This window comes from Pseudolysobacter antarcticus (genome assembly GCF_004168365.1).
Lineage (GTDB): Bacteria > Pseudomonadota > Gammaproteobacteria > Xanthomonadales > Rhodanobacteraceae > Pseudolysobacter > Pseudolysobacter antarcticus.
The window spans coordinates 3551150-3563311 of the sequence record NZ_CP035704.1; the positions used below are offsets into that span (position 1 = coordinate 3551150).

Annotated in this window: 11 protein-coding genes and 1 pseudogene; 5 read left to right on the forward strand and 7 right to left on the reverse strand. The window is 59.2% G+C overall.

The features are described from left to right. Positions 1-98: 98 nt before the first annotated feature. Entirely contained in the window at positions 99-3107 is a 3009-nt protein-coding gene (locus ELE36_RS15285; protein WP_165371634.1) for a ligand-binding sensor domain-containing diguanylate cyclase, read from the forward strand. 39 nt (positions 3108-3146) lie between these two features. Here ELE36_RS15285 and pdxR read toward each other — a convergent pair whose 3' ends face one another. After that, positions 3147-4622 carry a MocR-like pyridoxine biosynthesis transcription factor PdxR gene (gene pdxR / locus ELE36_RS15290; protein WP_129834779.1) on the reverse strand — a complete coding sequence of 492 codons (1476 nt, stop codon included), beginning with the start codon at positions 4620-4622 and terminating at the stop codon, positions 3147-3149. A gap of 140 nt (positions 4623-4762) precedes the next feature. Between pdxR and ELE36_RS15295 the strand changes: the two genes are divergently transcribed. Both ELE36_RS15295 and ELE36_RS15300 read left to right on the forward strand, forming a co-directional pair. Further along, the gene (locus ELE36_RS15295) at positions 4763-5443 is read left to right on the forward strand and encodes a pyridoxamine 5'-phosphate oxidase family protein (RefSeq protein WP_129834781.1); all 681 of its coding nucleotides are present in this window, start codon (positions 4763-4765) and stop codon (positions 5441-5443) included. A 137-nt stretch (positions 5444-5580) separates the two neighbouring features. Next, on the forward strand, positions 5581-6012 hold the full coding sequence (locus tag ELE36_RS15300; protein WP_129834783.1) for a hypothetical protein: 432 nt from the start codon (positions 5581-5583) through the stop codon (positions 6010-6012). Between the two features lie 173 nt (positions 6013-6185). On the opposite strand, the gene ELE36_RS20400 is transcribed toward ELE36_RS15300, so the two are convergent. Continuing rightward, the gene (locus ELE36_RS20400) at positions 6186-6356 is read right to left on the reverse strand and encodes a DUF6607 family protein (RefSeq protein ID WP_165371635.1); all 171 of its coding nucleotides are present in this window, start codon (positions 6354-6356) and stop codon (positions 6186-6188) included. A 1-nt stretch (position 6357) separates the two neighbouring features. Continuing rightward, positions 6358-6609: pseudogene (locus ELE36_RS20860) on the reverse strand (transposase); the annotation flags it as partial. Positions 6610-6762: 153 nt separating this feature from the next. On the opposite strand from ELE36_RS20860, the gene ELE36_RS15305 reads away from it, so the two are divergent. After that, positions 6763-7296 (forward strand): CHRD domain-containing protein, encoded by a 534-nt coding sequence (locus tag ELE36_RS15305; RefSeq protein ID WP_129834785.1) that lies wholly within the window; start codon positions 6763-6765, stop codon positions 7294-7296. Between the two features lie 135 nt (positions 7297-7431). Here ELE36_RS15305 and ELE36_RS15310 read toward each other — a convergent pair whose 3' ends face one another. Beyond that, complete coding sequence (locus tag ELE36_RS15310) at positions 7432-8136, reverse strand: GNAT family N-acetyltransferase (RefSeq protein WP_129834787.1); 705 nt, start codon at positions 8134-8136, stop codon at positions 7432-7434. Between the two features lie 79 nt (positions 8137-8215). Here ELE36_RS15310 and ELE36_RS15315 point away from each other — a divergent pair, with 79 nt between their 5' ends. After that, complete coding sequence (locus ELE36_RS15315; protein ID WP_129834789.1) at positions 8216-8407, forward strand: hypothetical protein; 192 nt, start codon at positions 8216-8218, stop codon at positions 8405-8407. Positions 8408-9274: 867 nt separating this feature from the next. On the opposite strand, the gene ELE36_RS15320 is transcribed toward ELE36_RS15315, so the two are convergent. From ELE36_RS15320 to ELE36_RS15330, 3 genes are read right to left on the reverse strand one after another with little or no spacing between them, the layout of a single operon-like run. Next, on the reverse strand, positions 9275-10702 hold the full coding sequence (locus ELE36_RS15320; protein WP_129834791.1) for an NAD(P)(+) transhydrogenase (Re/Si-specific) subunit beta: 1428 nt from the start codon (positions 10700-10702) through the stop codon (positions 9275-9277). After that, positions 10702-10998, reverse strand: coding sequence for an NAD(P) transhydrogenase subunit alpha part 2 (locus tag ELE36_RS15325; protein ID WP_129834793.1), 297 nt, complete (start codon positions 10996-10998; stop codon positions 10702-10704). Before ELE36_RS15325 ends, ELE36_RS15320 begins: the two co-directional genes overlap by 1 nt. Then, positions 10995-12128: a Re/Si-specific NAD(P)(+) transhydrogenase subunit alpha gene (locus ELE36_RS15330; protein ID WP_129834795.1), complete on the reverse strand. Its 1134-nt coding sequence runs from the start codon at positions 12126-12128 to the stop codon at positions 10995-10997. The genes ELE36_RS15325 and ELE36_RS15330 overlap by 4 nt, the downstream gene beginning before the upstream one ends. Between the last annotated feature and the right edge of the window lie 34 nt (positions 12129-12162).

Below are 12162 nucleotides of genomic sequence, written 5' to 3' on the forward strand. Positions count from 1 at the left end.
CGCCGCAATACTTGCCCGGCGATACCCAAAGCTGGGGATTGGCCGCATTTTTGCAAGCCAACTCGGCAATTGAATTCGAGACTGCACTCCAGATGCGTTTGAAGGCACTTTTAATCCTCTACCTGCTGTTGTTGCGGTCGGCGTTCGCGCTCGACCCCAATGCGCATTTTCAGGATTACGTGCTCGACAACTGGAACACCGAAGACGGCTTGCCGCAGGTATCGGTGCTCAGCGTCACCCAGGATGCCGAAGGTTATCTGTGGGTAGGCACACAAGCCGAACTGGCGCGTTTCGATGGCGTGCGTTTCACAGTCTATGGCCGCAAGAAGACCGACGGCATTGATACCAGCATGGTCGGCAGCAGCCTGCGCGACAGCCACGACCGACTTTGGTTCGGCACGCCGCACGGTTTGTTGTTGTATAGCGGTCGGCATTTCCAGTCGATCAATCTGCACGGCTCGACCGAATCCGTTTCGATCCAGGGCATTGCCGAAAGCAGCGAGGGCAACCTGCTGTTCGCCACGCCGCAAGGAATATTGCGCTATCAGGACAACGCACTGGTCGCGGATGCGTTGCCAGGCGTGCCGACCTACAGCGTATTGCGCAGCGCCGACACGCTGTGGATCGGACTGACCGGCGCGGTCGCGCAGCGCGATGCCGGCCATCTGAATATGTTGCCGCTACCGGCGGAGGCAAGCTCGGCGCGTGTCACCCATCTGGCGAATTCTGCGCAAGGTTTGTGGGTCGGCACGAATGCCGGCTTGTACCTGTTGCGCGACGGAAAACTGCAGTCCGCGACAAACGACGCCGATCTGGATCGGCTGAATATCGAAAGCCTCCACACCGATCACGATGGCAATGTTTGGGTGGCGACGGTGTCGATGTTGTATCGCGTGCGACCGAACGGTGCACTGGAGAAAATCGACGCCGAACAGTTCGTGCCAGAGTCGTGGATCAGCAGCATCTTCGAGGATCGCGAGCACAACCTGTGGCTCGGCAGCACTACCGAAAGCCTGTTCCGTTTGCACAACGGCTGGCTCAAGCACTACGGCATCAAGGACGGCCTGCTCGATCGTTTTACCTGGAGCGTGGCGCGCGATGGCCAGGGGCGTGTCGCGATCGGCACCAACTCTGGCGTGTCGCTGCACGACGAACACGGCTTGCATCTGCTGATCGCCGGCAAGACTTTGCCCAATCCCGCTGCCTACGAACTGTTTTACGACAGTCAGGATCGACTATGGATCGGCACGCGTTCGGGTATCGCCGTCTACGCCGATGGCAAACTCGATACACCGCCCGCACTGGCCACACTCGCGCCATACCAGATCAATGCGATCGTGCAGACGGGCACGGAAGATTTCTGGATTGGCAGCCAGGGCGGGCTATATCGCTATCACGCTGGCGCGCTGAGCTTGATCGGTGCCGGCCCCGGCTCTGCAGTCGCGCATGTGCGCAGCATCAATGTAGTCAATGCCGACGAATTGCTGGTCGGCACCGAAGCCGGCCTGCGCCATGTAAAAGATGCGCAGATCGATACGCCGGTTTATGCAAAACCGCTTGAGGGAATTTTTGTCACCACCATCGCCAGCTTGCGTCCGGGTTTGATCGGCATCGGCACGCTGAATGCGGGCATCGGATTGCTCGGCGACAACACGCTGTTGCAACTCACCACCGAAAACGGATTACCCGGCAACAACGCGTGGACTTTCCGCGTGGTCAGCGATTATCTGTACGTCGGCAGCACCGACGGCGTCTGGCGAGTGCCTCTGAACAAACTGCCGGATATAACACGGGCCGGCAAACCATCGCTGCAACCCGAGGTGGTGGTAGGTGCGCTCGGACGCGAGCGCCCCGGACAACGTACCCGCTGTTGTAACGGTGGTGCGAACTCGCGCAGCGTGATCGATGGCGACAACATCTGGTTTCCGACCATGAACGGCCCGATCCGCGTCGATACGTCGGCGATTGCAGCATCGACAGTCGCACCGACGGCAGTGATCGAAGGTCTGAATTATCACGGCCAGTGGCATGAGCCCGGCGCGGAGCTGCAACTTTCTGGCGGACCGCGCGATCTAGAAATTCAATTCACCGGATTGTATTTTCACGATCCGCGCAGTCTGCATTTCCGCTACAAACTGGAAGGCTACGACGCCGACTGGATCGACGCCGGGCCGCGGCGCAGCGCGTATTACACCAACCTGAGCCCGGGCACGTATCGTTTCAACGTAATCGCCAAAACCGGCGCCAATCTGGACAGCACCGATACCACGCTGAATTTTTCGCTGATCCCGCGCTGGCACGAAAACGCCTTCATGCGCGCCTTGTTCGGACTGCTGGCGATAGCGCTGGTGGTGCTGGTCTGGTTATTTCGTACGCGCGCCTATCGCCGCCGCCAGCAACAGCTTGAAGTGCTCGTGAACCTGCGCACCGATCAATTGCGCTACACCAACAAGCAACTGGCCGAGGCGAATCAGACCCTCACCGTGGAAAGCAATACCGATCCACTCACCGGCCTGCCGAACCGGCGTTATCTACTCAACCAAATACAAAAAATCATCGACACCGACATGCATGCCGGCAAGCGTTGTAGCGTCGCGTTGCTGCTGATCGACATGGACGATTTCAAGATCATCAATGACGATCGCGGTCATGTCGTCGGCGATCATATCCTGCAGCAATTTGCGCAGCTGTTGATGAACCTGCACGACCTGAGCGATCTGATTGCACGCTGGGGCGGCGACGAATTCTTGCTGGTATTGCACGACGTCGATGCCGAGCAAGCGCTGACCATCGCCGAGGGTATTCGCAAGATTATTACCGAGCACAATTTCGCCGCCAACGATAACGACCTGCTGCAACTGAAATGCTCGATCGGCGTGGCCTTGCATCCGCCATTTCCGGACGATGCATTGTTGTCGGATTGGTCGGTCGCGCTGGAGCTGGCGGATATGGCGCTGAACCGGATCAAGCTGGATGGCGGCAATCGCAGCCTCGCGCTGGTCGCCGGTAGCAACGCGAGCAGCGAGTTGTTCAAACGCAATATCAGTGCGCGTGTCGACAAATTGCTGGCTACCGGTGCGTTGCGCTTGCTGCGCGGAAAAGTTTGAAGCCACGCTATCGCAGCGCATGAAAATCGCAATATCGGCTTATGCGCAAACTTCATCCAGCGTTGCTGGTTCTACCACGCGCACTTCGCGCAGACAACGTCCGAGCAGAATCATCGCGGCTTCCAGATCGGCTGGCGGCAAACCCGCGTAACCGAGCAACAGACCGCAGCGTGTTGGGCGGCGCAGATAATACGGATCGACCGGATACAGCCCGAGCCCCAGCTCACTCGCGCGCTGCATCAGCCGCTGCAGCGCGATGCGATCGAGCTGCGGCAACCACGCCAGCGCATGCATGCCGGCGCTGGAATCGGCGAGCTCGAGCTGATCGCCGACATGCCGCCGGATCGCGGCGATCAAGATCGCACGACGCTGCTTCAACTCCACCGCGATCTGGCGCAGGTGACGCTCAAATGCGCCGCTGCCGATCAGCCGCGCGAGCGCGGCCTGCTCGATCGCCGGACAACCGCGATCGTCCAGCCATTTCGCGGCAATGAACGCATCGCGCAAACCCGGCGGCAACAGCATGTAGCCGATCCGCAGCGACGGAAACAAGGTTTTCGAAAACGTGCCGACATAAATCACGCGATCGTGTCGATCGAGCGATTTCAGCGCCGCCAGCGGACGCGCGTCGTATCGGAATTCGCCGTCGTAATCGTCCTCGATGATCCAGCAATTTTTCTGCGCGGCGTAGTCGAGCAGCTCCATGCGTCGTGGCAACGACAACACCGCGCCAGTCGGAAACTGATGCGACGGCGTGACCACCAGCAGCTTCGGCGCGAGCGTCGGCAACGCGCCCGGCACAAGACCATCGCCATCGACACGACAGCCGCTGATACGCGCGCCAAACGCCTGAAAAACCTGGCGCGCGCCCTGGTAATTCGGATCTTCCAAGACCACCGTATCGTCTTCGTCGAGCAGCACCTGTGCGGCAAGCGAAAACCCCTGCTGGCTGCCGCTGACGATCAGCACATCTTCGGGCGCGGCGTTGATGCCGCGCCGACGTGCAAGGTAATCGCACACCGCCGCGCGTAACGCGAGCAAGCCTTGCGCATCGGGATAATCGAGTTCGGCATGTGCCGCCGCCAGATTCAACTCGCGCCGCCACGCACTCGTCAACGCCGGATTGGTCAGCGGCAACCCGTATTGCAGGTTGTAACGCAAACCCTTGTGCTGGCGCCCCGGAATGGCACGATCATACAGCGCGAGACCACGCCGACCGCGACGCGATAACGCGGACGCCGGCAACGCGCGCGTGGGACGCGAGCGAACCGCCACCGGTGCGGCGATCTGCGCGACGTAACAGCCCGAACCGATGCGACCTTCGATGAAACCTTCCGCGCGTAGTTGTTCGTACGCCGCGAGCACGGTATTGCGCGACAGGCCAAGGTCACTCGCCAGCACGCGCGTTGCCGGCAATTTCGCGCCGGCGGCGTAACGCCCGGCGAGCACCGAGGATTTCAGCGCGCGCAACAGCTGCGCATAACGCGGGCCTTCACCATCGAGTTCCAGGTACATCGTCTCCTCGCAAACGTTGACCAACAGATTGAATGCGGTACCAGCATATCGCACCAAAGTGGAACTAGGGTAGCACCACTTGTCTGCGTAGTATCGGTGCGGATGGCGCCTGCTTGAGGCGCCCGAACCAGGGGAATCGCATGACCGATGTCGCGGCCAAAAAAACATTTCCACGCCAGCAAGTGCGCCGCACCAAAGAGCGCGCCTCCTACGAACGCGAACAGTGTTACGCGATTCTCGATGCCGCGCGCATCGCCCATGTCGGCTTCAGTGTGGAAGGACAGCCGTTCGTCATTCCGATGCTGTTCGCGCGTGATGGCGATAGCGTGCTGCTGCACGGCAGCGTCGCGAGCCGTCTGCAAACGCAACTCGCGAGCGGTATCGAAACCTGCATCAGCGTGACCTTGCTCGATGGCCTCGTGCTGGCGCGATCGCAGTTTCATCATTCGGTAAATTACCGTTCGGTGGTCGCATTTGGGCGTGCGTATGCGATCAACGACCCTGCGGAAAAAGTCGCCGCGCTGATTCATATCGTCGACACGCTGATTCCCGGGCGCGCGAGTGAATCGCGCGCCGGCGATGCGCAGGAACTCGCCGCCACTACCGTACTGCGTCTCGCCCTCACCGACATCAGCGCGAAGGTGCGCAGTGGCGGGCCGAAAGATGCCGCGGCCGATCTTGGCTTGCCGATCTGGTCGGGCGTGGTGCCGCTGCAAACACAGCATGGCGCGCCGCAAGCGGCAGAAGATCTGACGCCGGGCGTAAAGCTGCCAGCATCGGTGCAAGCACTCGCCGATCTGCCGACAGGAACAACGACGTGACCGCTCGCCGCGCGATTCGCCACAACGCAAACAGGCGCTGCCGATACCTCATCGCGCAGCGCAACGCATGACGCAGCGCGGCTAGGCCTGCAGCGGGCGAGTCCGTACCATGTCGCCTCTTTGTCCGAGTCGTCGCCATGCCCGAATCCGTATCTTCTGCAACACGTCCGTCAAATTGGCTGCTCGCAATTTTTACGGCAGTCATGATGGCGCTGGCACTCGGCGCGATGTGGGCGATGATCGCCTTGTTGCTGCGCCACGGTCGTTACACTTTGGCCGTGCCGATCGGTATCGCCATCGCGCAAACGTTGCGTGCGCAAAATATCCGGCACTCGCCGCTCGCCGTTGTATTGGCGGTCGTGCTGACCGTGCTCGCGAGCATTTATGCGCAGGCATTATTTGCGATCGGTGATCTCGCGCAAATGATCGGTCTCACGTTCAAGGACGCGTTCGTTCGCTTCGATCCGGGCTTCGCCCTGATGCTCGCGCGCGGTCGCATCGATCGCATTACCGTGATCTGGACGGCGCTCGCCGCTTTGCTCGCCGCGTTCTGGGTATGGCGCCGCTAACGCTATTGCACCGCCAATCCGTAACGCGCAAGTATCGCGCTGATTGTCTCGCGCGATATCGTTTCACCCTTGCCGGCAGCTTCCGCGAGCTTGAATAATTCATCGATGCGCGGTTCGCCATTCGGATCGGGCTGCGATACAAAATCGGGATGTGCGGCAAAACCCGATTGCCATCATATGCGCACCTTCTCCCAATACGCCTGCGTGTTTTTCCAGTAGGCGCGCCCGGAGGTAAAATTGTAATAGGCAATGCGGGTATAGCTGTTGATGCCGTGCTCGCGCGCGAGTGCCTGCACGCTGCCATCGGGCTTGATCGCAAGTGCGGTATTGTCCTGTTCCTGCACCCAATACCTCCCGCGTGATCTCGATCTCCAGCAGCGATTCAGCCAACAACTTCTTCAGCCGTGTGTTCTCGATTTCCTGCTCACACAGGCGCTTGGCCTCCGAGACGTTCAGGCCAACGAATTTGCTACGCCACAGGTAGCTGGCCTCGGAAAACGCGTGCCGGCGGCACAGTTACTTGATCGGTAATCCGGCATGGGCCTCGTGTAGAAAATCGATGATCTGTTCCTCGGAAAACGCTTCTTCATATCCAATCTCCGTCGAGCTATGGGGTCGGACTCAAACATTTGTGCTACCGGAAAATGGGGGGCGTCGCAGGTACGAAGCTTTAACACCCACACGCGAAGGCGTTATGCTGCCCATCTGCAGTCAAATTCACTCGCGATCTTCAGGCCGTGGAGGTTCGTCATGTCGATCATTCGTCGTGTTCTCTTAATCGGCGCCGCGCTGTTTCTCGCGTGCGCCGGCCACGCCGCAACGCAAACTTACAAGGGCGTTCTGAGCGGTGCCGCCGAAGTACCGGCCAATACATCGACAGGCGCCGGCAGCGTGGTGGTCACCTACGCCACAAGCCACGTCCTGACCATCACTGCCAGTTTTTCCGGCCTGACCGGCCCGAGCACGGCGGCGCATATCCACTGTTGCGCCGACACTGCGAGCAACGCCCCGGTGGCGACGCAGACGCCGTCGTTCAGCGGTTTCCCGCTCGGCGTGACGTCCGGAACCTACACCAACAGTTTCGATCTGGCCCAGAGCGCGAGCTTCAATGCGGCTTTCGTCACCGCTCACGGCGGCACGATTGGCAGCGCCGAAGCTGCACTGCTAGCGGGCTTCGCCACGGGCACGGCGTACTTCGACATTCACACAACGGTGTTTCCGGGCGGCGAAATCAGGGCGCAGTTGCCCAGGGATATTTTTCTCGATGGGTTTGAAGGCCCATAAGCGCGGATTCGAGAAAGCAGATCTGCGATCAACGCGCCGTTTCTGTGCCCAAGCAGTTAGCGGATCCATCAGTACAAAATGATTCATTCTTGACGTAGGCACACTGGACGCCGCTGACGATCATATGCCTTGTAACTAAACCGCGCTGACCTCAATCGTCGTAAGCGGCAAAATTGTGCGCGTCGAAAAACCCATGCTCTCATACAACTTGATCGCGCCGGAATTCGTCTCGGACACATGCAAGAACGAGATGAGATTTTGCGCGCGCTGATGCGTCAGCAACTCGGTGATGAGCACGCGCGCGAAACCGCGCCCGACAAAGTCCGGGTGTGTGCAGATCGCGCTAAGCTCGACGGCGCCGGGCAGAAGCATGCGCTCGCCGGCCATCGCCACGAGTACGCCGCCATCGAAAATGCCGAGGTAACGGCCAAGCTCGATCGTGCGCTCGCGGAAAAATTCCGGATACGCGATCGCGGTGAGCGCGAGCATCGCCGGAACATGCCGGGCATCGAGAATCTCGAACGCATACGGATGCGCAGGCTTCGGCAAATCCGTCAGCGTGTGATGCATCTGCGCGACGCCGGAACACTGCACGATGCGCCACGACGCCGGCATCCTGCGTGGTGCCGGCCCGAGAAAATGCCGCCGACCCGACAGTGCCAGAGCTTTTGCCTTGGCCTCGTCGATGCGAGCATCGCTGCTCGCAACCGCAAGGAACGGCGCGTGCGAAATTTCAAACCCGGACATATCGCCCGCATCAAACGCAAAACGCGCGTGTGGCCCGTGCAGCGTGTGCCAAATCGGATTGTCGAATACATCGTCACGGGTCGCGCTGTGCATACGCCTGTTACTCAACGAATCACGGGTTTGCTACGCTTGTGCAACAGGAAACTTTCCGTCGCCAAATAGCAGGGTCGATATGTCCAACGATAAAAAATCCGGCGAACTCAAAACTATCGTATTCGCGAAAGACGGCACGACCAAACTCATGGAGATCAAGGGCCAGCCGTATGGTCAGCTCCCGCTCGGTACGATCGTGACTATTTCAGAAGGCGTTACCGCCAAGTGCACGCACCTGTCGAGTACCGAGGTTGGGTTTACGATTTTGTAGCGGCTGTCGTCCGCAAGCTGTTCTTGATCGAGTCGGCTGCAGGCTACGGTCATTCCCCCACATCGACCTCAGGCGCTTCCACCAGACATAAATCTCTAAAATGAAATCTTCTGAGCCGCTGCATCAATCGTAAGTTTGATCGCTGTCGGAACTGCTTTTTTGTACTGTGGATCGTCAAAATTGATCTGATACATCCCGCGAAATTGGTACGGTTTGTTGTCTGCCTTGAATGTCAGCCACACCACATACACATCGCTTCCACCATTGACCTGCGAAGGCAAATATTCGCCTTCTGCCCTGCCATCACAACCGATCTGGTTTTCTTGACTACCACCTCTACCATCCCCGGATTTTCCTGGAGCACGAAGCGATCAAGATTTCTCGCAGGATTGTTCTTGTCGTCTGCCGACCCCGCTATTGCATAGCCAATGCCCCCGCCCATCGATCTCCCTGCCATTGAGAGCACACGCAAACGAAAATTTCTAAACACATCGAAACGCTCCAGAACAACTTGATGATGCGTTACCTCTGGATTTGCTGCAGCTAGCAGTGTCGCGAATACATTTACCTTTGATGGAACAAATTCGTCTTTGGTAAAAAGGTGAATTCCTTAACGACAGCTGTATATATTTCCTTCGCCAAACGCGAATCCCGGGTAGTCATCTTCATTCGTTTTATCTACGAGGAATCGTGTATCGGTAGATGCGGAAATACCATCCGCTTGTATCATTGCCTTTGGAAGGCAACCTATTAGTGTCAAAAGAAATAACGCGAAAAAAATGACTCTTGCCACAAATTTTGCTCCCTAAGCAACCCGTTGCATCCCCAGACGACGACAGTCGCCGAAACGTAATTGACACTCAGCAATCAATGCCCGCCCATCGACTTCAATTCCGCCACGAGCTGATTCACCGCTTCGGCGCCATCGCCATACAACATGCGCGTGTTGTCGGCATAGAACAGCGCGTTCTCGATGCCGGCGAAACCGGTGCCCTTGCCGCGTTTGATGACGATGACGTTTTTTGAATCCTCGACATCGAGGATTGGCATGCCGTAGATCACCGAGGTCGGGTCGGTCTTGGCCATGGGGTTGACCACGTCGTTAGCGCCGATCACAAGCGATACATCGGTGTTGGCGAACTCGGGGTTGATGTCGTCCATGTCGGCGATGAGATCGTACGGCACGCCGGCTTCGGCGAGCAGCACGTTCATGTGGCCGGGCATGCGACCAGCCACCGGATGGATCGCAAAACGCACTTTGACGCCGCGCTTCTGCAACTGCTGCGTGAGCTCCCATATCTTGTGCTGCGCCTGCGCCACGGCCATGCCGTAACCCGGCACGATCACCACGCGCTCGGCGTAGGCCATCATCACTGCGGCATCGCTGGCTTCGATCGGTTTTTGCGCGCCGCTGATTTCCTGCGCGGCGCCACCGGCCGCGCCGAAGTTGCCGAACAACACATTCGCGAGCGAACGATTCATCGCCTTGGCCATGAGCTGCGTCAGCAAGGTGCCGGCCGCACCGACAACGGTGCCGGCGATGATCATCGCCGGATTGTTCAGCACGAATCCCTCGAACGCGACCGCCAAGCCAGTGAACGCGTTGTACATCGAAATCACCACCGGCATGTCGGCGCCGCCGATCGGCAAGGTCATGAGGAAACCGAACGCGAGTGCCGCGACAAAGAACAATACGATCAGCGTGATTTCAATTTTCCAGACGATCATCGCCACGCCGAGCGCAAACGCGGCGAGGAAGATCAGCGCGTTAAACGCCTTCTGTCCGACGAACACAAATCGCTTGTCGATCAGGCCCTGCAACTTGCCGAATGCGATCAATGATCCGGTGAAAGAAATCGAACCGATCAGCGCACCGATTACGGCCAGCGTGAGCACGGGCGTACTCGGTCGCGTCATCGCATCTGCTACGCCACCGGGAACCGCACTGGCGATAGCCGCGAACGTCAGCAGCTTGCTCGCTCCGATCGCTGCCGCTGAACCACCGCCCATGCCGTTGTACAGCGCGACCATTTGCGGCATGTCGGTCATCGCGACCTTTTTGCCGGAATACCACGCCGCCGCCGTGCCGATCACGACTGCGGCGAAAATCAGTGGCAGGTTGTGCATCTCGGGCAGCAAAAATGTCGCGAGCGTGGCGACCAGCATGCCGATACCAGCCCAGACGATGCCGCCGCGCGCAGTCGCGGGCGAGGCCATGCGCTTGATGCCGAGGATGAACAATCCAGCGGCGATGAAATAACTCGCATCAATGATGATCGGAAGCAAATTGTTCATTATTTCGCTCCCGGTTTTTTGCTGGATTTGAACATTTCCAGCATGCGTTCGGTGACGACATAACCGCCGGCCGCGTTGCCCGCGCCGAGCAACACGCCGATGAAGCCGATGATTTTTTCTACCGGCGTGGTCGCCTCGCCGAGCGCAACCATTGCGCCGACCAGCACGATGCCGTGGACGAAGTTCGATCCCGACATCAGCGGCGTGTGCAGGATTACCGGCACGCGCGCAATGATTTCGTAGCCGGTGAATGCGGCGAGCATGAAGATGTACAGCGCGAGAAATCCGTCGATCATGGCTTGGCTCCCTCGACCAATAATTTGGTCGGTTCGTGTTTGATTTCGCCGGCGTGCGTGATACACGTCTTGGCGATCAGTTCGTCGTTCCAGTCGAGATTCAGCACACCGTCTTTCAGGCTGAGTTCGAGAAAATTGTAGAGGTTGCGCGAGTACATTTCGCTCGCGTGCACCGCCGCCATCGCCGGCAGATTTTCCGGGCCGACGATACTAACGCCGTTATGCAGAATGGTCTTGCCGGCTTCGGTGAGCTCGCAGTTGCCACCGGATTCGGCCGCGATATCGACAATCACCGCGCCGGATTTCATGCCATCCACCATCGCCGTGCTGATGATGCGCGGCGCCTTGCGTCCGGGCACCGACGCGGTGCTGATGATGATGTCGACAATCTTCAAATGCTCGGCCAGCGCCCGCTGCTGTTTCTCGCGTTCTTCCGGCGTGAGCTCGCGCGCATAACCGCCCGTGCCCGCGGCTGAAACACCGAGGTCGAGAAATTTCGCGCCGAGTGATTCAATCTGCTCTTTGGTTTCGGGACGCACGTCAAAACCTTCGACGATCGCGCCGAGTCGGCGTGCGGTCGCGATCGCCTGCAAACCCGCCACACCCGCGCCGATCACGAGTACACGCGATGGCCGGATCGTGCCGGCTGCAGTGGTGAGCATCGGGAAAAACTTGCCGGATTCGAGCGCGGCGATCAGCACCGCCTTGTAGCCCGCAACGGCGGCTTGCGACGACAACACATCCATCGCCTGCGCGCGTGTCGTGCGCGGCAAAAGTTCGAGCGCAAACGCGGTGATCTTGCGATCGCGCAAGGCGGCGATGCGCTCCGGCGCGAGATGCGGCTGCATGTAACCGATCACGACGCTGCCTTCGCGCAAGCCCGCGATTTCATCGAGACTCGGCGGCGCGACTTTCAGCAGTACGTCGGCGCGCGCGAGTGCGGATTTCGCATCCGCCACAATCTCGACATCGGCATACGCGCTGTCGGGAATCAGCGCCGGCTCGCCCGCGCCATGCTGCAGCACGATCACTGCACCACGGCCTTTGAGTTTCTTGACGATCTCGGGAACCAGCGCAACGCGCTTTTCTTTGAGCGCGGTTTCGCGCAGTACGGCAACGGTGGTCGGCATGTATCGCACCCCTCGGTTTGGCAGTCGCTGATCG

What these genes read in the sequence shown, in the direction of transcription:
- ELE36_RS15325 (WP_129834793.1), bottom strand. Translation starts at nt 10,998, where the DNA reads ATGATCGACGGATTTCTCGCGCTGTACATCTTCATGCTCGCCGCATTC.
- ELE36_RS15315 (WP_129834789.1), top strand. Translation starts at nt 8,216, where the DNA reads ATGTCCAACGATAAAAAATCCGGCGAACTCAAAACTATCGTATTCGCG.
- ELE36_RS15295 (WP_129834781.1), top strand. Translation starts at nt 4,763, where the DNA reads ATGACCGATGTCGCGGCCAAAAAAACATTTCCACGCCAGCAAGTGCGC.
- ELE36_RS15305 (WP_129834785.1), top strand. Translation starts at nt 6,763, where the DNA reads ATGTCGATCATTCGTCGTGTTCTCTTAATCGGCGCCGCGCTGTTTCTC.
- pdxR (WP_129834779.1), bottom strand. Translation starts at nt 4,622, where the DNA reads ATGTACCTGGAACTCGATGGTGAAGGCCCGCGTTATGCGCAGCTGTTG.
- ELE36_RS15300 (WP_129834783.1), top strand. Translation starts at nt 5,581, where the DNA reads ATGCCCGAATCCGTATCTTCTGCAACACGTCCGTCAAATTGGCTGCTC.
- ELE36_RS15330 (WP_129834795.1), bottom strand. Translation starts at nt 12,128, where the DNA reads ATGCCGACCACCGTTGCCGTACTGCGCGAAACCGCGCTCAAAGAAAAG.
- ELE36_RS15310 (WP_129834787.1), bottom strand. Translation starts at nt 8,136, where the DNA reads ATGCACAGCGCGACCCGTGACGATGTATTCGACAATCCGATTTGGCAC.
- ELE36_RS15320 (WP_129834791.1), bottom strand. Translation starts at nt 10,702, where the DNA reads ATGAACAATTTGCTTCCGATCATCATTGATGCGAGTTATTTCATCGCC.